We start from the raw sequence: 19,559 nt of genomic DNA on the forward strand, positions 1-19,559 counted from the left end.
TCAGTCGTCGTGTGTCGCGCCGAGGCTGCCTGCAGCCTTCCTGCGCTCGTGGCGCACCACCAGCCAGGCGGCCAGCAGCACCATGAGCGCGAGGCTGTACCACGTGAAGATGTAGACGGCGTGGCTGTTGTGGAACTTCACCACGGTCATGCCCGGGCGCGGCCATGGCCCCTGCATCGCCGAAGCGGGCAGGGGCGTATCCGCATTCACGTGCGCGTTGGCCGGAATACCCAGGTCGATGAACCAGGGCTGCACGTCGGCAAGGCCCATGGCATGGCCGATGGCCACCACGTCGCGCGAGTACCATTTGCCGCTTGCGGCATCGTTTCTGCGCAGGAAGCCGCCATCGGGCTCGCTCGCACGCAGCAGCCCTTCGACGCGTACCTCGCCGGGCAGGTTGTCCGCGCCGCCCGCAGGCTGCACGACGGCCGCGCGCTGGCCTTCCGGCACGAAGCCGCGGTTGACCAGCACGATGCGGCCATCATTCAGGGCCAGCGGCGTGATGGTCCAGAAGCCCGCACCGAGTTCGGTGAGGGCCTGTGTGAACACGGTCTTGTCCGCCAGCCAGCGGCCCTGTGCGAACACGGGCTGGTAGGCATGCTGCTCCGCGATGTCGCCGGACGGACCCGTACCTGCAAACTGTGAGACGGAAATCGGTGGTTGATGCAGACGCGTTTCCACGCGCTCCATCAGATCGAGCTTCCATGCCCGGCGTTGCACCTGCCATGTGCCGAGCGTGACGAAGCCAAAAAACAAGGCGATGCCCACCACCGTGAGAATCGCCTTGGAGAGGGCAGGGCGCCTGCCGGCGCCCTGCGGGGTGACGTGGTTCGTCAAGGTGTATGAGTGGCCGGGGCACTCTGCGCCGGCGGTGCTTCCGGCGAGACGTGCTGCGGCATCATGTTGGTGTTCATGTGGAACATCACCCAGAGCGTACCGGCAATGCCGATGGCCACGAAGATGATCGTGAAGATGGTGGACAGGAGCGTCCAGCCGCCCTCGATCTTGCCGTTCATGTGCAGGAAGCAGATCATGTGGACGACGATCTGCACCACCGCGAAGGCGCCCAGCACGAGCACGGCCGTCTTCTTGTTGGTGATGACGTCGGCCATGACCAGCCAGAACGGGATCGCCGTGAGGATGATCGACAGGATGAAGCCCGTCATGTAGCCCGAGAACGTGCTGTGCGGGCCGTCATCGTGGTGGTCGTGGCTGTGGTCGTCATGATGATGACCAGCGTGGTTGTGTGCAGCTGCGCTCATCAAAGTGCTCCCATCAGATAAACGAACGTGAAGACGCCAATCCAGACCACGTCCAGAAAGTGCCAGAACATGGACAGGCACATCAGGCGGCGGTTGTTGGCGGGGTTGATGCCGTGCTTGGAGAGCTGGATCATCAGCACCACGAGCCAGATCAGGCCGAAGGTCACGTGCAGGCCGTGGGTGCCCACCAGCGTGAAGAACGCCGAGGTGAACGCGCTGCGTGTGGGGCCCGCGCCTTCGTGGATGAAGTGGGAGAACTCATACAGTTCCACGCCCAGGAACGCCAGGCCGAACAGGCCGGTGATGGCCAGCCAGAACAGCGTGCCGCCCAGCTTGTTCTGCTGCTTTTGCAGCATGGCGAAGCCGAAGGTGATGGACGACAGCAGCAGGAAGGCCGTGTTGATGGCGACCAGCGGCAGATCGAACAGTTCCTTGCCCGTGGGGCCCGCGGCATAGCTGGTGCCGAGTACGCCCCAGGTGGCGAACAGCGCTGCGAAGATCAGGCAGTCGCTCATCAGGTAGAGCCAGAAGCCCAGCGCGGTGCCGTTCTCTGGGTGGGGTTCCTCCGCGAGGTGGTACTCGCGGGCGGCGTTCGCAGCGGCGCTGCTGTGGTGATGGATCGATGTGGATGACATTGCGTTGGTCTCCGCCTTATGCATGGCTTGCACGGGCAAGCTGTTGCGTGCGAAGTTCTTCCGTCGCGATCACTTCGGATGCGGGGATGTAGTAGTCACGCTTGTAGTTGAACGTATGGATGATCGAGGCCAGCACGGTCGCGGCGAACGAGGCTATCGCCAGCGGCCACATGTGCCAGATCATCGCGAAGCCGAAGATTGTGGACAGCGCGGCGATCACGATACCCGCAGCCGTGTTGGACGGCATGTGGATCGACTGGAAGCCCGAGAGCGGACGCTTGTAGCCATGCTTCTTCATGTCGGTCCAGGCGTCGATTTCATACACCACGGGCGTGAACGCGAAGTTGTACTGGGGAGGGGGCGACGAAGTGGCCCATTCCAGCGTGCGGCCATCCCATGGGTCGCCCGTCACGTCACGCAGCTTGTCGCGTTGCAGGAAGCTCACGAACAGCTGGATGAAGAAGCAGCCGATACCGGCGGCAATCAGTGCGGCGCCGCAGGCGGCGATGATGAACCAGATCTGCAGGGAAGGATCCTCGAAGTGGTTGGCACGACGCGTCACGCCCATCAGGCCGAGGATGTACAGCGGCGTGAACGCAACCCAGAAGCCGACCAGCCAGAACCAGAACGATGCCTTGCCCCAGAACTCGTTGAGACGGTAGCCGAACGCCTTGGGGTACCAGTAGTTGATGCCGGCGAACACGGCGAACACCACGCCGCCGATGATCACGTTGTGGAAGTGGGCGATCAGGAACAGCGAGTTGTGCAGCACGAAGTCGGCAGGCGGAACGGCCAGCAGCACGCCGGTCATGCCGCCGATGGCGAACGTGACCATGAAGCCGATGGTCCACAGCATGGGCACCGTGAAGCGGATGCGGCCGCGGTACATGGTGAACAGCCAGTTGAAGATCTTCGCGCCCGTCGGGATCGAGATGATCATCGTCGTGATGCCGAAGAACGTATTCACCGAGGCGCCGGAGCCCATCGTGAAGAAGTGGTGCAGCCACACGAGGTAGGACAGGATCGTGATACAGACCGTCGCGTACACCATCGAGGTGTAGCCGAACAGGCGCTTGCGCGAGAACGTGGCCACGATTTCCGAGAACACGCCGAAGCAGGGCAGGATCAGGATGTAGACCTCGGGGTGGCCCCAGATCCAGATCAGGTTCACGTACAGCATCGGGTTGCCGCCGAAGTCGTTCGAGAAGAAGTGCGTACCGACATAGCGGTCCAGGGACATCAGGACGAGGGCTGCGGTCAGAACCGGGAACGAGGCGACGATCAGCGCGTTGGTGCACAGGGCGGTCCAGGTGAAGACGGGCATCTTCATCAGGTTCATGCCGGGTGCGCGCATCTTGATGATGGTGACGATCAGGTTGATACCGGATAGCGTCGTACCGACACCGGCGACCTGCAGGCCCCAGATGTAGTAGTCAAGACCCGTCCCGGGGTTCTGGTGCCCCAGGTTGGACAGCGCCAGCCAGCCGGAGGTGGAGAACTCGCCAAGGAACAGCGAGATCATCACCAGCACCGCGCCGCCGGTGGTCATCCAGAAGCTGAAGTTGTTGAGGAACGGGAACGACACGTCGCGCGCACCGATCTGCAGCGGCACCAGATAGTTCATCAGGCCCGTCACGAAAGGCATCGCCACGAAGAAGATCATGATCACGCCGTGGGCAGTGAAGATCTGGTCGTAGTGGTGCGGAGGGAGGTAGCCCATGTTCTCGCCGAAGGCCATGGACTGCTGCAGGCGCATCATCACCGCATCGGCGAAACCGCGCAGGAGCATGACCAGACCGAGGATCATGTACATGATGCCGATCTTCTTGTGGTCGATGGAGCAGATCCAGTCCTTCCAGAGCGGACCCCAGAGGCGGAATTTGGTGAGGCCGGCCAGCACGACGAGGCCGCCGAGCACCACGGCGATGAAGGTGTAGAGCACGATGGGCTCGTGCGTCATGGGAATCTGGTCCCATGTGATGCGACCGAGCAGCCAGTGCGCGGGGGTGGTTGATTGTTCAGACACCATGTTGAGTCTTCTCTCTAACTTCTCTTCGTTACTGCACGGCAGCAGCAGCTTGGGTGCGCTGCGAATCCAGCAGTGCAACGACGCTGTCGGCGTTCTGAACCGTGCACACGTCCTGTGGCAGGTTCAGGCCGGCAGCCTTGAGGTAGGCTTCGCCACCTGCGGCGTCGATGGCCATCATGTGGTGCATGCACATCTTGCCTTCTTCGACGCAGCGATTGAGCACCTTGTTGTACAGGCCCTCATCCACGGCCGAGAAGCGCTCGACGGGGTTGCGTTCGCTGGGCTTGGCCAGGTTCAGGTAGGTCGCGGAGTCCAGCGGCTTGCCTTCGGTCTTCGCCTTCGCGATCCACTTGCCGAAGTCCTCGTCGGAGAGGCCCTTGAACTTGAATGTCATGCCGGCAAAGCCCGCGCCGCTGTAGTGCGAGGACATGCCCTTGAATTCGCCTTCCTTGTTGATCACGGCGTTCAGCTCGGTCTGCATGCCGGGCATCGTGTAGATCATGCCGGCCAGATCGGGAACGTAGAACGCGTTCATGGTGTTGGAGGAGGTCAGCTTGAAGAGGATCGGGCGATCCACCGGCGCAGCCACTTCGTTCACCGTCGCAATGCCTTGCTCGGGATAGAAGAACAGCCACTTCCAGTCCAGGGAAACCACCTGGATCTCGAGCGGCTTGACGTTCGGGTCGAGTGCCTTGGTCTCGGAGATGCGATCCAGCGGACGATACGGATCGAGCTTATGGGTGCTGATCCAGGTCAGCGCACCCAGCGCGATGATGATGAGCAGCGGAACGGTCCAGATCACCAGTTCGAGGCTGGTCGAATGGTGCCATTCGGGTTCATAGCGGGCTTCCGTGTTGGACTGGCGGTATTTCCAGGCGAACAACAGAGTCAGAAAGATCACAGGGACGATGATGATGAGCATCAGCAGGGTTGCTGTGATCACCAGTTGCCCCTGTTGCGCTGCGATATCGCCAGCAGGATTGAGCACGACAGCCTTGCTGCAGCCCGTGAGAAGGGCTGTCAAAGCTGCCGCACCCAGCCATGCCGGGATGCGGGTTTCCTTGGTTTTAGACATGCTTGGAATGGACAAAAGCGCGCCATCAGGGTTAGTCCCCTGAGTGTTAACGCGGATTACTGGACATCCGTGACTGTAAACCGGTTACCAAATATATCGATGGGGCATTTTGTCCAACATCAAGTGGGACAAGGACTTACATGCGTTTTGTCACCTCAAAATAGACAAAGGCTGACAAACATCTAGGGTTTTCCCTTCAAAAATGTCGGTGTTTGCGTACTTGTGGCGACCAAAACCCAGGTGTAGAACGTCGAACAGGTTCACGAAAAGTCGGCGGGCACGAGCGCCGACCCCCGTGGACCTTCACCGAAAGTCAGGCCTTTGGAGAAGGAGCATTTAGATGAGCAGCGGTTCCGTAGCATTTCCCGTGCCTCGCAATGAAGACGCCAACTCTCTTTCGCGTGCCCACACGGATGAGGACGTCACCCCTAATGAAATCGCCGTCGGCGTGATCATTGGCCGGTCGTCCGAGTATTTCGATTTTTTCGTATTCGGTATCGCCTGCGTACTGGTCTTTCCGTTCACCCTGTTCCCCTTCATGTCGCGCCTGGACGGCACGCTGATGGCCTTCGCCATCTTCGCGCTGGCCTTCGTGGCGCGGCCTGTGGGCACGGCCATCGGCATGGCGGTGCAGCGGCGCTGGGGGCGCGGCACCAAGCTCACGCTTGCCATGTTCACGCTGGGCGTGTGCACGGTGGGCATGGCCTTCCTGCCGACCTACCACTCGGTGGGCTCCTCCGCAATCGTCGTGCTGATCGCACTGCGCATCGGCCAGGGGCTGGCGCTGGGCGGATCATGGGACGGACTGCCTTCGCTGCTCGCGATGGGTGTGCCCCGGGACAAGCGCGGCTGGTACGCGATGATCGGCCAGCTCGGCGCGCCGCTGGGCTTCATCATCGCCGCCGCGCTGTTCGCCTATCTGTACAGCAGCCTGCCGGTGAGCGAGTTCCTGGATTGGGGCTGGCGCTATCCTTTCTTCGTCGCCTTTGCGATCAACGTCGTGGCCCTGTTTGCCCGCCTGCGACTGGTGGTGGGGCAGTCCTATGCCGATGCACTGCAGGCCAGCGAGCTGGAGCCCGTCAGCGTGACCGAGGTGATGAGCGGCCAGGGCCGCAACGTGCTGCTGGGCGCCTTCGCCGCCCTGTCCAGCCTGGCGCTGTTCCATCTGGTGACCGTGTTCCCGCTGTCGTGGATCTCGATGTACTCCCAGCAATCCGTGGTGGACGTGCTGGAGGTGCAGATCATGGGCGCGATCCTTGCCGCTGGCGCGATCGTGATCTCGGGCGTGATTGCCGACAAGATGGGCCGCCGCAACCTGCTGGGCACCATGGCGGTGATGATCGGCCTGTATGCGCTGATTGCACCGTGGATGCTCAAGGGCGGCGCAGTGGGCAACAACGCGTTCATCCTGATCGGCTTCATCCTGCTGGGCCTGTCCTATGGCCAATCCTCGGGTACGGTGACCAACAACTTCACCAGTGACTTCCGCTATACGGGTGCTGCGCTGTCCACCGATCTGGCATGGTTGATCGGCGCTGCCTTCGCACCGCTGGTTGCCCTGGGTCTCTCGGCCAAGTGGGGGCTGGGGGCGGTCTCGCTCTACCTGCTGTCCGCTGTGGTGTGCACGTTGCTGGCGTTGCGTATCAATCGGGTGCTGGAGCAGCGTGACAATTGAAGGGTGAAGGGGGCTGCCTTGGGCGGTTCCTTCTCATTTACGGAAGCCGGGCTGGTCCCGGCTTTTTCTTTCTTCTTGGAGTTCGGGGCTTATCGGGTTTCTGCTTTCTGGTTTTTAGGGCGGAGGCCGGGACTGCCCCGCCGGGGGCACTCCCGGCCTCCGCCCTGAAACAAGAAAACAGGAACTCAACAAGATAAGAGCCCCCGCAATCCCGTCCCGATAGGGTTCGGCTTCACACCGCGATCAGCCAGCCCATCAGTCGTTAGGCCTGAAACCGATCGTCAACGACGGCGGCACCCGACCATCGACGTCCTTGGGCAGAGTGTCGGTCTTCTCGAGTGCGCGCAGCACGGCCTGGTCCCAGGCAGCATTGCCGCTCGACTTGGTGATGCGCGTGCCCACGATGGTGCCATCGGGAGACGTGCGAACCTCGACCTCGGCGCGCGGGTTGCCCGGGATGTTCTCCGAGAAGGTGATGTTGGGCTTGACCTTGGCAGCGACCTTGCCCGCGTAGCCACCCGACGGGCCGGAGCTGTGCGTTGCCGTGCCTGTTGCGGTGGCGCCGCCGGTCGCTCCCGCCATGCCGGTCATGCGGCGCAGGTTCTCCTGGCGTTGTGCCTCGGCCGCCTTGGCTGCAGCGGCTTCCGAGGCCTTGGCGGCATCGGCCTTGCGCTTGTCCTCGGCGGCCTTCTTGCGGTCGGCCTCGGCCTTGGCGGCCTTGTCCTTCTTTTCCTGCTCCGCCTTTTCCTTCTTTTCCTTCTCGAGCTGTTCCTTGCGCTCCTTCTCGCGCTCGGCTTTCTCCGCCTTTTCCTTTTCGGCCTTGTCCTTCTTCTGCTGCTCCAGCTTTTCCTTGCGCTCTTCCTCGGCCTTTTCCTTGCGTTCCTTCTCCTTGCGCTCTTTCTCTTCCTGCTGTTTCTGCAGGGCCTTCTCGGCTTCCTTGCGCTTTTTTTCTTTTTCCAGAGCGATATCGGCGGCGCGCGTGTCCTGCACCGTCGGCTTCGGTGCGGGGGCGGGCGGCGGCGGTGGGGGCGGAGGGGCCTTCACGGGCTCGGGCGGCGGGGCGGGCGTCGGCCTGGGTTCAGGCGTGGGGGGTGGAGGGGGCGGTGCTGCCGCGCGAGGGGCCGCCTGCTGCGGCAGGGCAGACCAGAGTTCAGCCTCGACAGCGGGGGCGTCGGAACTCTTCTTCCAGTTCAGTCCCCAGAACAGCGCACCGACCAAAGCGGCGTGCGCGAGTACGGCGAGCGAAATCGCACGCCGACGTCCGGGTGGACGGGGCGGGGCAAACTGGTCGCGATCGTTGGTTGCTTGCATTCAGCTCTTGGAGGATTCCGGCCTTCTTGAGGTCAGCCGCCTGTGGATTTCACGATGAGGCCGACACGCTGCACACCGGCACGGTTGAGCGCATCCATGGCCTTGACGACCGACTCATAGGGGACGGTCTTGTCGGCGGCGATCATCACGGGCGTGTCTTCAGGCTGATCCTTCTGCCAGTTGCGGGCGGCAGTGCCGAGCGTCTGGAGCGAGACAGTGCGTTCGTTGCCATCAGTTTTGAGCTGGATGGATCCGTCTTTTTCGATGATCACCTGACCAAACGTCTTGGGGGTCTTGTCGCCCTTCCCGACGGATGGAACATTGACGGCGCTTGGCGTCATCATCGGCGCGGTCACCATGAAGATGATGAGCAGCACCAGCATCACGTCGATGAACGGAACCATGTTGATCTCGTTCATTGAGCGGCGCCGGGATCCGCTGCGGGAGGCCATTGCGGGCATGTGCGGACTCCTCGGGTTTCAGTGGTTCGAGGCGGAGCCGGTCTGGCCGCCCAGGTTGCGCTGGAGAATGTTGGAGAACTCCTCGATGAAGGTCTCCTGGTGGGTGGCGATGCGGTCGATGTCGCGTGCGAATCGGTTGTAGGCGATCACCGCCGGAATGGCCGCGAACAGGCCGATGGCGGTCGCCACCAGTGCCTCGGCAATGCCGGGCGCCACGGTGGCGAGCGTGATCTGCTCCATGCCGGCGAAGCCCGTGAATGCGTGCATGATGCCCCACACGGTGCCGAACAGGCCGACGTACGGGCTCACCGAGGCCACCGAGCCCAGGAACGAAAGACTCGACTCGACCACGTCCATCTCGCGCTGGAAGCTCGCGCGCATGGCGCGGCGGGCGCCGTCGAGCAGCGTGCCCGGATCGCTGATGCGGCGCTCGCGCAGCTTCTGGTATTCGCGCATGCCGCTGGCGAAGATGCGTTCCATCGGGCCGGCCTGCTTGGCGTTCTGGGCGGCGCTGGCGTAGAGATCATTGAGCGAGTTGCCGGACCAGAAATCGCGCTCGAATTCATCGTTGAGCGACTTCACGCGCTTGAGCGCGGTGATCTTGCGGAAGATGGCGGCCCAGCTGGCGACGGATACGCCGAGCAGCAGCAGCATGACGAGTTGAACCACCCAGCTGGCATTGAGCACCAGGCTCGCGATGGACATGTCTTGATTCATGATGAGAGTTGTTCCAAAAGATTGCCAGGAATTCGCGAAGGACGCATGGTGGCTGCATCCACCCAGCCGATGCGGATGGTGGCTTCACACAGCAGGGAGGGAGGGGTTGCCTGATTCATCTGCGCTGGCTTGAGAAGCGCCTTCTGTCCTATTGTTAACGATGCTCTGCCCATTTCGCTGACAGCGGCAGTAACAATCAGTTCATCATCGAGCCGGGCCGGGCGGTGGTACCGCAGGTCGGCACCGGTTACGACAAACATTCCGCCCGTTTGTTCCCGCATGGTGTGCTGCTGGAATCCCTTGGAGCGCAACCACTCGGTGCGGGCGCGTTCGAAGAACTTCAAGTAGTTGGCGTAGAACACGATGCCGCCTGCATCAGTGTCCTCCCAATAAATCCTGACGGGCCATTCGAATGCCATGTGTTGACCTTGTTTATGAATTCGGTGGACCGGGCCTCGCCCGACTCAGCCGATCAGTTGCTGCAGTCGCCGGATCGACTCCTGCAGTTGCGTCATCGAATTGGCGGTCGAGAAACGGACGAAGCGGCCGGTGTCGGCCGTGCCGAAGTCCCGCCCCGGCGTGATGGCCAGGTGCGCACGCTTCATCAGCTCGAACGCGAAGTCCCAGCTGCCGCTCACGCCCAGTTTCTGTGCAGCCTGCGTGCAGTCGGCCCATGCGTAGAACGCACCATCGGGCATCACGGGCACCGACAGGCCCAGCGCGTCGAGGGCCGGGATGAAGTAGTCGCGGCGCGCCTTGAACTGCGCGCGGCGGCGCTCGTATTCGGCGATGCTGTCCTCCTCGAAGCAGGCGAGTGCCGCATGCTGGGAGATCGTGCTCGCACAGATGAACAGGTTCTGTGCCAGGCGCTCGACGACGGGCACCATGGCCTCGGGAACGACCATCCATCCCAGGCGCCAGCCCGTCATGTTGAAGTATTTGCTGAAGCTGTTGATGCTGATGATGTCGTCATCGATCGCCAGCGCCGACTGGCCGAAGGTCTCGTCGTAGGACAGGCCGAGGTAGATCTCGTCGATGATGGTGATGCCGCCGCGCTGCTTGACCACCTTGTGGATCTTGCGCAGCTCATCGGGTGCAATCGACGTGCCGGTGGGGTTGGAGGGCGACGCGAGCAGCACGCCGCGTGTCTTGGCACCCCAGGCCGCCTCGACCTTGTCGGCGCTCAGCTGATAGCGCTCTTCAGCGGTGGTGGGAATCAGCACGGCCGTACCCTCGGCCGCGCTCACGAAGTGGCGGTTGCAGGGATAGCTCGGGTCGGGCATCAGGATCTCGTCGCCATGCTCGATGAGCGCGAGGCAGGCGAGCTGCAGTGCGGCGGAGGCACCGGCGGTGACGACGATGCGATTCGGCGCAACGTTCACGCCGAATCGGTCCAGGTACCACTGGCTGATCTTCTCGCGCAGCGCTTCGAGGCCCAGTGCGTTGGTGTACTGCGTGATGCCGGATCGCACGGCGCGGTCCGCGGCTTCCTGCACCAGTGGCGGTGCGGTGAAATCGGGCTCGCCGATGTTCAGGAAGATCATCGGATGGTCCGTGCCGGCGACTTCGCGGCCGAGGGCCTGCGCGGCCTTGGCCACTTCCATCACGTAAAAGGGTTCGATGCGTTCGGCGCGAGAAGAGAATTTCATTGAAGTAGCTGGTGGCTTCCTGGTATGAAGCCTTCTCGGCTTCAATGGGCTGTGGTTCGTTTCAAGGTGCCGGAGCGGCAAGCCGGACGTCACCCTCTCAGGACTGCGGGAGAGGGCGGGGGAGACGGGAGTTCTGCAGTCGGCACCGGCACTGTCGCGGGCCCGGTGCATTCTCCGTCACCCCTGTCCTGTCCCGAAGGGGAGAGGAATCGAGCGACCGGGGCGGTCAATCCTGCGCGGGCGCCGGCTCGGAATCGAGATCGGACTCCGGTCCCCTCTTCTTGTCCGCTGCCACTTCCAGCGCGCGCAGCTGCGGCGCGAGGCCGTTGAGCACGCCGTTCACATACTTGTGGCCGTCGGTGCCGCCGAACTCCTTGGCGAGCTCGATGCACTCGTTGAGCACGACGCGCCAGGGCACGTCCATGCAATGCAGGAATTCATAGACGCCGATCCACATCACCGCATGTTCGATCGGCGAGATGTCCGTGAGCTTGCGGTCGAGCTTGGGCTCGATCAGCGCATCCAGGTCCTGCGCCGTGCTGATGCAGCCGTGCAGCAGTGCGTCGTAGTGCGCGGCGTCGGCCTTGTGAAAGCCGGCCAGGTCGCGCGTGAAATGGTCGATGGCCGTGGCGTCGTTGCCGCTCACGATGTGCTGGTACAGCGCCTGCAGTGCGAACTCGCGCGCGCGGCTGCGGCCCGACTTGGATGCGGCCTTGCGTGCGCCGGTGCTGGTCATGCCCTTGCGCGGCTGGCGGGGAGGGCGGGGTGCGGTCAGTTCGCTCATTGTGGGTCCTGCTCTCCGTGCATGAGGAGGTCCATGTCGCCGTCATCGACGGCAAGATCGGACATCAGTTGTGCCATTTCAACGGCAACGCGTGCGGCGTCCGCACCCTTCTCGGTCTGGCGCGCGATCGCCTGCTCGAGGTTTTCCGTGGTCAGGATGGCATTGGCGATCGGCAGGTCGTAGTCGAGGCCCACGCGTGTCACGCCGGCTCCCGATTCGTTGGCCACCAGCTCGAAGTGGTAGGTCTCGCCGCGGATGATGCAGCCGAGGGCGATCAGTGCATCGTACTCGCCGCGATGGGCCATGGCCTGCAGCGCGAGCGGCACTTCGAGCGCGCCGGGAACCGTCACGTGGTCGATGTTGTCCTCGTTCACGCCGAGCGCGATGAGTTCGTTGCGGCAGGCATCGAACAATGCGTTGGTGATGCCTTCGTTGAAGCGGGCCTGCACGATGCCGATGGTCAGTCCATCGCCGTCCAGGGTGTTGTGGGTGCCTTTTTCTGCGCCTTGCATGGTGTTCAGTCCTTGGGAATGTATCCGGTGATTTCGAGGTCGTAGCCCGTCATGCTGGGCATGCGGCGCGGCTGGCCGAGCAGCTGCATCTTCTTGACGCCGCATTCGCGCAGGATCTGCGCGCCGACGCCATAGGTGCGCAGGTCCATGCGGCCGCGCTCGGGTGCGTGGGCTGCGCGTGCCTTGCCGTCGAATTGCTCCAGCAGTTGCTCGCCGCTTTCGCCGCAGTTCAGCAGCACGGCCACGCCGCGGCCCTGCTTCGCAATGTATTCGAGGCTGGGCTGCAGGCCCCATGAATGCATGGAGCGGTTGATTTCGAGGGCATCGAGCACCGACAGCGGCTCGTGCACGCGGACGGGCACGGAATCATCCTCGTCCCATGAGCCCTTGACCAGCGCCAGGTGCACCGCATTGCTGGTGGCTTCGTGGAAGGCATGCGCGGTGAAGGTGCCGAACGCGGTCTCGAACTCGCGCGAGCTGACCTTTTCCACGAGCGACTCGTGGCGGCTGCGGTACTGGATGAGGTCGGCGATCGTACCGATCTTGATGCCATGCTCCGCCGCGAAGATCTGCAGGTCGGGCAGGCGGGCCATGGTGCCGTCGTCCTTCATCACCTCGCAGATCACGGCGGCGGGCGAGCAGCCTGCCATCGCGGCCAGATCGCAGCCGGCCTCGGTATGGCCTGCGCGCATCAGCACGCCACCATCGACGGCCTGCAGAGGGAAGATGTGGCCCGGTTGCACCAGGTCGGACGCCTTGGCGTGCGGCGCGACGGCGGCCTGCACGGTGCGTGCGCGGTCGGCGGCCGAGATGCCCGTGGTCACCCCTTCGGCGGCCTCGATGGACGCGGTGAAGGCTGTGCCCATCTTGGTGCCGTTGCGCGGCACCATGGGCGGCAGGTTCAGGCGTTCGCAGCGTTCCCGGGTGAGCGTCAGGCAGATCAGGCCGCGGCCGTACTTCGCCATGAAGTTGATGGTCTCGGGCGTGACGTGATCGGCGGCCAGCACCAGATCGCCTTCGTTCTCGCGATCTTCTTCGTCGACGAGAATGACGATGCGGCCGGCGCGCATTTCTGCCACGATTTCTTCAACGGAGGAAACCGGTGCGGGCGTGAGGGGGGAATTCATGCAGTGCTTTCGATGGTTGCCCTGCGACCTGCTGGACAGCGCGTGTCCCCAGCGGCTGGCCATGCGCATTCCGCCTGGGTGCAGATCTGGCGCAAAGACACCAGTTGCGGCGGAAAGGCCCGTTGAGGGTGGCCACTAAAGAACATGCGATGCAGCCGGCAGGCCACTCGGTTGAGGGACGCGAAAGTCCCGATGCCCGCAATTTTAGTGCAGTGCGGCACACCTTGTATCCAGATGAAGGAATACAGGCTGCCGGGCGTGATGTGATGGCTTGCCATGGAGACCCTGCAGTGGCGGGGCGGTGGCCTTGCCCGCCAGGAGGCTCAGATGGCCGAGGTCTCGAGTTCCAGGTCTTCCAGCGGATAGGCGCAGCAGGGGAGCACCCAGCCCTCCACCTTTTCCTCGGGGGCGAGGCCCGGCCATTCAATGTCATAGCGCACGCTGCCCTTGCGCAGGAACCCGATGCAGGTGCGGCAGGTGCCGTTGCGGCAGGAACTGGGCCAGTCCACTCCACCTTGCTCCAGCGAAACCAGCAGCGGCTGGTCGGGCCAGGCATCGACCTGAGTACCGTCGTCCCCCACTTTGGCAATGAAGAAGGGTGGGGCGATGGGGGAATCACTCATGGATGGCGTGTCGTGCGGGAGGGCGAAGAAGTCGGGCCATGCGCTTGCATAGCCCATGGGCAACCGCACATGTTATAGCGCTGGGAATAGCTGACACTTACAAAAGGTCTCGATCAGGAGGGTTTCCAGCCCGAATAGCGGTGTTGCATCAATTTTTGGCAATCTGATGGGGCCTTTTATAAATCAATCACTTAGCATTCTCTTACAGCCATTGTTCACAGTTATCCACACAGTTGTCCAGTGCAGAGAGGGATAACCTGCCGGAGCCGCCCTGAGTAGCAAGGATCTAGGAAAGTTCTTTGCAATCAATGAGATAAACGAAAAATGGCGCACTCCTCGAAACATTTTTCGACTATTTGAAGGGCATGCAGCCAATCCGTGCTAGGCCGCTTTATGACGTGCGTGTGTCCGAAGTGCCCATGCCTAAAAAATGTGCGATGGAATGTGAATCGTTGTAAATCAATGACTTACATATCAATTGGTGCGTTTGTCCACAGTTATCCACATGGTTGTTCAATAAAACAAGGGATAACCCTAGGGATCTGGGTCCTGAAGGCCGCAGCTTCGGCCGGCCGATGTTCCCAAGGTGACTCGGCAACCGGGCCCGGGGCCTGTCGCATGGCGACCGCGTACTAACATCGACGCCAGCCCATGAGATGCGTTCCGTAGTGAGCGCCATGAGCATTCAAACCAATCAGGAGAACACAGGAATGGCAATTCGCTTCGATGGCAAGGTGGCAATCGTGACGGGCGCGGGCGGTGGTCTTGGCCGGCAGCACGCGCTGGCGCTGGCGGCGCGTGGCGCGAAGGTGGTGGTCAATGATCTGGGCGGGGCTGTCGATGGCAGCGGCGGTTCGGTGACGGCGGCCGAGGCCGTGGTGGCCGAAATCCGCGCCGCAGGTGGCGAGGCGATTGCGAACGGGGCGTCCGTGACCGATTTCGAGGCCGTGCAGGCCATGGTGCAGCAGGCTATCGATACCTGGGGCCGCGTGGACATCCTGGTCAACAATGCCGGCATCCTGCGCGACAAGTCATTCGCCAAGATGGACATGGCGGACTTCCGCCTTGTCGTCGACGTGCACCTGATGGGCGCAGCCCATTGCTGCAAGGCCGTATGGCCGCACATGATCGAGCAGAAGTACGGGCGCATCGTCATGACCACGTCGTCCACGGGCCTCTACGGCAACTTCGGCCAGGCGAACTACGGTGCTGCCAAACTCGCGCAGGTCGGCCTGATGCAGACGCTGGCCATCGAAGGCGCGAAGTACGGCATTCATGTGAACGCACTCGCCCCCACGGCCCATACACGCATGACCGAAGGGCTGCTGCCGCAACCCGTGCTGGATGCGCTGACGCCCGAGGCCGTGGTCCCGGCGATGCTGGTGCTGGCGCATGAAAGCGCTCCGTCGCGCACCATTCTGCTGGCAGGAGCCGGATCGTTCGAGGCCGCGCACATCACCATGACCGAAGGCATCCACCTGGGCGCTGGCGCCATGGTGCCCGAGCAGCTGGCCGAGCAACTGGCGAGCGTGACGGACCGGAGCAGCGAACAGGTGCCCCAGGGAGGATCGGCACAGGGCACGCACGAGTTCGAGAAGGCGATGGCTGCCGCTGCCTCCCTGGCGCTTTGACTGCATCCTGACCGGGTTGCCTGTCCCGCCCCTCGTTGCATGGCGTGAATCCGCCGTGTTGCGGAGGGGATGGGTGTTCACCCGGTGCAATGCGGCAGCTTCGCTGTTTTCCTACTTGCTCTTACCTCAATTTCAGGAATCATTGCAGGCCGGGGACGGTTTCCCCGTATCCCAAGGGCGCTTGGGGCGGATTTCGGCAGGCCGGGGCGCTCCGTGCTAAGTTCCACCCCCTCACACCAGTGATGGAAGCGCACAAACAATGACAAACCAACTGCAACAGCACATCGCCGGCCTCTCGAAAGAGCGGCTCGCGGGCATGCGTCGAGGCATTGAAAAAGAGGGGTTGCGGGCCTTGCCCACTGGAGCTCTGGCATTGACCCCCCATCCCCGCGGGCTGGGGTCGGCCCTGACTCATCCGCACATCACCACCGACTACAGCGAGTCGCAGCTGGAACTCATCACGGGCGCGCGGGCCAGCGTGCAGGAGTGCCTGGATGAACTGGGCGAGATCCACCAGTTCGTGCACCGCGTGCTGACTACGCAGTGCGACAAGGAACTGCTCTGGTCGTCGAGCATGCCCTGCGTGCTGCCGACCGACGAAACCATTCCGCTGGGCCGCTACGGGCTGTCCAATTCGGGCCGCTCCAAGAGTGTCTACCGCATGGGCCTGGGCCATCGCTATGGCCGCCGCATGCAGACGATCTCGGGCATCCACTACAACTGGTCCCTGCCCGGAGTGACGAGCGAAGAGTATTTCGGACTGATCCGCAATTTCCGCCGCCATGCGTTCGTGCTGCTGTACCTCTTCGGTGCGTCGCCGGCGCTGTGCCCCAGCTTCGTCGAAGGTCGTCAGCATGCGCTCAAGCCGCTGGGTGACGGCCGGCGCGCTCTGTACCTGCCGCATGCCACGTCGCTGCGCATGGGGCGCCTGGGTTACCAGAGCGACGCGCAAGCCACGCTGGCGGTGAGCTACAACGGCCTGGAGGGTTATGCGAACTCGCTGCACGAGGCGTTGACGCGCCCGTATCCGGCCTATGAGCAGATCGGCATCCGCAACCCGGGCGGCGAGTACAACCAGCTGGGCACCAGCCTGCTGCAGATCGAGAACGAGTTCTACGGCACGATCCGTCCCAAGCGCACCACCCGAAGCGGCGAGCGCCCGCTGCACGCCCTGCGCGAGCGCGGCGTGGAGTATGTCGAGGTGCGGCTGATGGACCTCGATCCGTTCGAGGCGGTGGGCATCAACGCCGACACGATGCGCCTGCTCGACGTGTTCCTGCTGCACTGCCTGTACTCGGACAGCCCTCCGGACACGCCGCAGGAAATCGCCGAGCTCAAGAACAACCAGCACCTGACCGCGGAGCGGGGGCGTGAACCCGGCCTGCAGCTGATGCGCGGCGGCCAGCCCGTCGCCCTGGGCGAGTGGGGCCTGCAGGTGCTCAAGGAATGCGAGCCGATCGCCGCAGCGCTCGATGCTGCCGAAGGCTCGCAGGCGCATGCCGACGCGCTGCGCGCGGCAGTGCAACTGTTCGCATCGCCCGACAGCACGCCGTCGGCGCATGTGCTGCGCGAGCTCACGCAAACCTTCGACAGCGATTTCATCGCCTATTCCCGCGCCCGTTCGCAGGCAGCTCGCGAAGAACTCATGCAGCGTCCGTGGACTGATGCTCAGCAACAGCGCTACGTGGCGTTGACCGATGAGTCCGTGGCCCGCCAGCGCGCGATCGAGGAAGCCGACGACATGCCGTTCGAGGAATGGCGCGAGCGTTACATGGCTGTGGAGCAGCTCGGATGACCCCCCTGGCAGCGCGCTTCTCCCGCGTTGCCATGCAACAGCACGCACTGGCCCTGCTGCGGGTGCTGCTCAGCTACTACATGACCAACGGCTATGCGGTGGCCGTCGGCTATCTGCTGATTTCCGCCGGCGTGGGCTTGGCGCTGGGCACGACCGCGGGCGCGGCGGCGGCGCTCGGGGTCGTGGTCACCATTCCGCCCGACATGGCGGGGCCGCGCAAGGGCAAGTTCCGACAGATGATTCCCACGCCGATCCTCGGCGTGCCGCTGTTCTTCGCGGTGCAGATGCTGCACAGCTCGCCGCTGGAGCTGGGCATCCTCATCGTCGCAGGCACCTTCGTCGCATTCCTTGCCATGGCATGGGGCAAGCGCGGAGCGCCGATCGCGATCGCGCTGATGTTCGCGATCATCTTCTCGCTGGCGGTGCCGCCGCAGGAAGAGGTCAAGCGCCTGACCGCGGCGCTGCATGTCACGGGTTACTTCGCGCTCGGCGCGCTGCTGTATGTGCTGTATTCGTGCATCGTGCACCGCTGGCTCAACCCGCGCTACCGTGTGCTGATGCTGGTCGACACGCTGCTGTCGCTGGCCGACCTGATGCGCCTGCAGGCCCGCCAGTTTGGAGAGGACTCGCCCGAGATGCGCAGCGAGGCATCGGGCGGGCTCATCAGCCGACTGCTGGCGCGCCAGGCGGCGCTCGCAGACCAGATCCAGTCCACGCGCGATGTGGTGTTCGAGTCGCCCGATTCGCTGCCGCGCCAGCGCCTGGCCGCCATGGTGCTGCATGTGCTGGACATGCGCGATCACATGATCGCCTGCGCGCTGGACCTGGACACGCTCAGGCAGCACGCCGGCCACAACACCGTGCTGGTGCAGATGCACGACATGCTGATCCTGCTGGCCCGGGAGACCGACAACCTGGCAGACGCCATGCTGTTCGGCCGCAAGCCCGAGCGTCCCATGGACTACCGTGCACAGCTCGAGAATTTGCGCTGGGCGGTGGACGATGACGCCATGCACAGCGATCCCAACCGGCTCGTCACCTCGCGCAATCCCAGCCCTGATGCGCTCGTGCACTCGCTGGCCGACCGCATCGCCAACCTGAACGACGAAGTCCAGCGCCTCTACGCGCTGGCGCGCGGCGAGGGCAAGCCCAATCTGGCGGCGGTGCGCGCCAGCTGGCATCTGTTCGTGAGCCCGGTCGCCTGGTCGATCAAGCCGTTCTACACGCTGTGGAGCTGGGGCGCACCGGCGTTGCGCCACGCGGTGCGCGCGGCGCTGGCCATCGGCACGGCCTATGTGATCGCGCTGCTGCTGCCCTGGGGGACGCACGAATACTGGATCTTTCTGACCATCGTGGTGGTGCTGCGCGGCTCGCTGGCGCAGACGCTGGAGCGCCGCAACCTGCGTGTGGGCGGCACCTTGCTGGGGTGCCTGCTCGCGCTGTCGATCCTGTCCCTGCACCCGGGCTATCTGGCGATGATCCTGTGCCTGACGGTCGCGCAGTCCGTGGCGCACGGGCTCGCGCTGCGCAAGTACCTCTACACGGCGGTGGCGGCGACCATCCTCGGCCTGATCCAGGCCCACATGATCAGCGCATCGTCGAGCACCGTGTTCGCGCTGTTCGAGCGCACGGTCGATACCCTGATCGGTGCAGGCATCGCCTGGCTGTTCTCGTATGTGCTGCCTTCATGGGAGCGTTCCCAGATTCCCAACCTCGTGCGCCGCGTCGTCAAGTCGCAGGTCGACCATGCGCGCACGGCGCTGGACCTGGTGCAGCTCGATGCCGTGGACAATGCGCCGGAGCTCAAGTGGCGCCTCGCGCGCAAGGACGCGTACGACAGTCTCACCGCGCTGGTGCTGGCCGCAGAGCGTTCGCTCAAGGAGCCCCGCGCCGTGCGCCCGCCGCTGCAGCCGCTGGAGATGCTGCAGGCCCATGCCTACCAGATGCTGGCCCAGCTCACGGCCGTGAAGACCCTGCTGCTGCTCCGGCGCGGCAGCCTGCCTGGCGAGCGGCTGGAGCAACCCCTCACGCGTGCCAGTGAACGCATTGCCAACCTGCTGAACGGCAAGGAGGTCATCGTGGACACGGTGAATGCCGACGAGCCGGCGGAACCTGTGCGCGAACCCACGCTTGCCGCCGGGCCGGAACATGTCCCGCAGGCCTGGGACACCAACCTCATGCCCTGGCTGGAGCGGCGCCTTGAGCAGGCCGTGCTGCTGGCGGCGCAGATCAGGAAGGATGCGGATCAGCTGCTGGGCCGTTGATACGTCCTG

Annotated in this window: 18 protein-coding genes; 4 read left to right on the forward strand and 14 right to left on the reverse strand. The window is 63.6% G+C overall.

Features of this window, described 5'->3' with window-relative positions:
- From H9K76_RS07400 to cyoA, 5 genes are all read right to left on the reverse strand, one after another.
- The gene (locus H9K76_RS07400; RefSeq protein ID WP_246475370.1) at positions 1 to 837 is read right to left on the reverse strand and encodes an SURF1 family protein; all 837 of its coding nucleotides are present in this window, start codon (positions 835 to 837) and stop codon (positions 1 to 3) included.
- Positions 834 to 1,262, reverse strand: a complete 429-nt coding sequence (gene cyoD, locus H9K76_RS07405) for a cytochrome o ubiquinol oxidase subunit IV (RefSeq protein WP_187599195.1) — start codon at positions 1,260 to 1,262, stop codon at positions 834 to 836. The genes H9K76_RS07400 and cyoD overlap by 4 nt, the downstream gene beginning before the upstream one ends.
- Positions 1,262 to 1,897, reverse strand: coding sequence for a cytochrome o ubiquinol oxidase subunit III (gene cyoC / locus H9K76_RS07410; protein ID WP_187599197.1), 636 nt, complete (start codon positions 1,895 to 1,897; stop codon positions 1,262 to 1,264). Before cyoC ends, cyoD begins: the two co-directional genes overlap by 1 nt.
- Before the next feature lie 16 nt (positions 1,898 to 1,913).
- A complete protein-coding gene (gene cyoB / locus H9K76_RS07415) occupies positions 1,914 to 3,857 on the reverse strand; it encodes a cytochrome o ubiquinol oxidase subunit I (protein WP_425489697.1) in 1,944 nt (647 codons plus the stop codon).
- A 97-nt stretch (positions 3,858 to 3,954) separates the two neighbouring features.
- Complete coding sequence (cyoA, locus tag H9K76_RS07420; protein ID WP_187599199.1) at positions 3,955 to 5,001, reverse strand: ubiquinol oxidase subunit II; 1,047 nt, start codon at positions 4,999 to 5,001, stop codon at positions 3,955 to 3,957.
- Between the two features lie 340 nt (positions 5,002 to 5,341).
- Between cyoA and H9K76_RS07425 the strand changes: the two genes are divergently transcribed.
- Complete coding sequence (locus H9K76_RS07425; protein WP_187599201.1) at positions 5,342 to 6,676, forward strand: MFS transporter; 1,335 nt, start codon at positions 5,342 to 5,344, stop codon at positions 6,674 to 6,676.
- 255 nt (positions 6,677 to 6,931) lie between these two features.
- Here H9K76_RS07425 and tolA read toward each other — a convergent pair whose 3' ends face one another.
- The 9 genes from tolA to H9K76_RS07470 form a co-directional block, all read right to left on the reverse strand.
- The gene (gene tolA, locus H9K76_RS07430; protein WP_187599203.1) at positions 6,932 to 7,987 is read right to left on the reverse strand and encodes a cell envelope integrity protein TolA; all 1,056 of its coding nucleotides are present in this window, start codon (positions 7,985 to 7,987) and stop codon (positions 6,932 to 6,934) included.
- A 32-nt stretch (positions 7,988 to 8,019) separates the two neighbouring features.
- Positions 8,020 to 8,448 (reverse strand): ExbD/TolR family protein, encoded by a 429-nt coding sequence (locus H9K76_RS07435; protein WP_187599205.1) that lies wholly within the window; start codon positions 8,446 to 8,448, stop codon positions 8,020 to 8,022.
- A gap of 18 nt (positions 8,449 to 8,466) precedes the next feature.
- Positions 8,467 to 9,168 carry a protein TolQ gene (gene tolQ / locus H9K76_RS07440; protein WP_187600509.1) on the reverse strand — a complete coding sequence of 234 codons (702 nt, stop codon included), beginning with the start codon at positions 9,166 to 9,168 and terminating at the stop codon, positions 8,467 to 8,469.
- Complete coding sequence (gene ybgC / locus H9K76_RS07445; protein ID WP_187599207.1) at positions 9,162 to 9,584, reverse strand: tol-pal system-associated acyl-CoA thioesterase; 423 nt, start codon at positions 9,582 to 9,584, stop codon at positions 9,162 to 9,164. Before ybgC ends, tolQ begins: the two co-directional genes overlap by 7 nt.
- Before the next feature lie 45 nt (positions 9,585 to 9,629).
- Entirely contained in the window at positions 9,630 to 10,814 is a 1,185-nt protein-coding gene (locus tag H9K76_RS07450) for a pyridoxal phosphate-dependent aminotransferase (protein WP_187599209.1), read from the reverse strand.
- Positions 10,815 to 11,040: 226 nt separating this feature from the next.
- Complete coding sequence (gene nusB, locus H9K76_RS07455; RefSeq protein WP_187599211.1) at positions 11,041 to 11,598, reverse strand: transcription antitermination factor NusB; 558 nt, start codon at positions 11,596 to 11,598, stop codon at positions 11,041 to 11,043.
- Positions 11,595 to 12,110, reverse strand: a complete 516-nt coding sequence (gene ribH, locus H9K76_RS07460) for a 6,7-dimethyl-8-ribityllumazine synthase (RefSeq protein WP_187599213.1) — start codon at positions 12,108 to 12,110, stop codon at positions 11,595 to 11,597. Before ribH ends, nusB begins: the two co-directional genes overlap by 4 nt.
- A gap of 5 nt (positions 12,111 to 12,115) precedes the next feature.
- Complete coding sequence (gene ribBA / locus H9K76_RS07465) at positions 12,116 to 13,237, reverse strand: bifunctional 3,4-dihydroxy-2-butanone-4-phosphate synthase/GTP cyclohydrolase II (RefSeq protein ID WP_187599215.1); 1,122 nt, start codon at positions 13,235 to 13,237, stop codon at positions 12,116 to 12,118.
- Between the two features lie 323 nt (positions 13,238 to 13,560).
- On the reverse strand, positions 13,561 to 13,860 hold the full coding sequence (locus H9K76_RS07470; protein ID WP_187599216.1) for a 2Fe-2S iron-sulfur cluster-binding protein: 300 nt from the start codon (positions 13,858 to 13,860) through the stop codon (positions 13,561 to 13,563).
- A 710-nt stretch (positions 13,861 to 14,570) separates the two neighbouring features.
- On the opposite strand from H9K76_RS07470, the gene H9K76_RS07475 reads away from it, so the two are divergent.
- The 3 genes from H9K76_RS07475 (at position 14,571) to H9K76_RS07485 (ending at position 19,550) form a co-directional block, all read left to right on the forward strand.
- Positions 14,571 to 15,491: an SDR family oxidoreductase gene (locus tag H9K76_RS07475; protein ID WP_187599218.1), complete on the forward strand. Its 921-nt coding sequence runs from the start codon at positions 14,571 to 14,573 to the stop codon at positions 15,489 to 15,491.
- Between the two features lie 259 nt (positions 15,492 to 15,750).
- Entirely contained in the window at positions 15,751 to 17,286 is a 1,536-nt protein-coding gene (gene gshA, locus H9K76_RS07480; RefSeq protein ID WP_187599220.1) for a glutamate--cysteine ligase, read from the forward strand.
- Entirely contained in the window at positions 17,283 to 19,550 is a 2,268-nt protein-coding gene (locus H9K76_RS07485) for an FUSC family protein (protein ID WP_246475372.1), read from the forward strand. Before gshA ends, H9K76_RS07485 begins: the two co-directional genes overlap by 4 nt.
- The last annotated feature ends 9 nt before the right edge of the window (positions 19,551 to 19,559 follow it).

Origin of the sequence: Diaphorobacter ruginosibacter, assembly GCF_014395975.1 — a bacterium.
Lineage (GTDB): Bacteria > Pseudomonadota > Gammaproteobacteria > Burkholderiales > Burkholderiaceae_C > Diaphorobacter_A > Diaphorobacter_A ruginosibacter.

Coding starts and splice junctions, on each gene's coding strand:
- nusB (WP_187599211.1), bottom strand. CDS start 11,598: ATGAGCGAACTGACCGCACCCCGCCCTCCCCGCCAGCCGCGCAAGGGC.
- H9K76_RS07470 (WP_187599216.1), bottom strand. CDS start 13,860: ATGAGTGATTCCCCCATCGCCCCACCCTTCTTCATTGCCAAAGTGGGG.
- H9K76_RS07425 (WP_187599201.1), top strand. CDS start 5,342: ATGAGCAGCGGTTCCGTAGCATTTCCCGTGCCTCGCAATGAAGACGCC.
- ribBA (WP_187599215.1), bottom strand. CDS start 13,237: ATGAATTCCCCCCTCACGCCCGCACCGGTTTCCTCCGTTGAAGAAATC.
- cyoC (WP_187599197.1), bottom strand. CDS start 1,897: ATGTCATCCACATCGATCCATCACCACAGCAGCGCCGCTGCGAACGCC.
- ybgC (WP_187599207.1), bottom strand. CDS start 9,584: ATGGCATTCGAATGGCCCGTCAGGATTTATTGGGAGGACACTGATGCA.
- H9K76_RS07450 (WP_187599209.1), bottom strand. CDS start 10,814: ATGAAATTCTCTTCTCGCGCCGAACGCATCGAACCCTTTTACGTGATG.
- cyoA (WP_187599199.1), bottom strand. CDS start 5,001: ATGTCTAAAACCAAGGAAACCCGCATCCCGGCATGGCTGGGTGCGGCA.
- H9K76_RS07485 (WP_246475372.1), top strand. CDS start 17,283: ATGACCCCCCTGGCAGCGCGCTTCTCCCGCGTTGCCATGCAACAGCAC.
- cyoD (WP_187599195.1), bottom strand. CDS start 1,262: ATGAGCGCAGCTGCACACAACCACGCTGGTCATCATCATGACGACCAC.
- ribH (WP_187599213.1), bottom strand. CDS start 12,110: ATGCAAGGCGCAGAAAAAGGCACCCACAACACCCTGGACGGCGATGGA.
- gshA (WP_187599220.1), top strand. CDS start 15,751: ATGACAAACCAACTGCAACAGCACATCGCCGGCCTCTCGAAAGAGCGG.
- H9K76_RS07475 (WP_187599218.1), top strand. CDS start 14,571: ATGGCAATTCGCTTCGATGGCAAGGTGGCAATCGTGACGGGCGCGGGC.
- cyoB (WP_425489697.1), bottom strand. CDS start 3,857: ATGACGCACGAGCCCATCGTGCTCTACACCTTCATCGCCGTGGTGCTC.
- tolA (WP_187599203.1), bottom strand. CDS start 7,987: ATGCAAGCAACCAACGATCGCGACCAGTTTGCCCCGCCCCGTCCACCC.
- H9K76_RS07435 (WP_187599205.1), bottom strand. CDS start 8,448: ATGCCCGCAATGGCCTCCCGCAGCGGATCCCGGCGCCGCTCAATGAAC.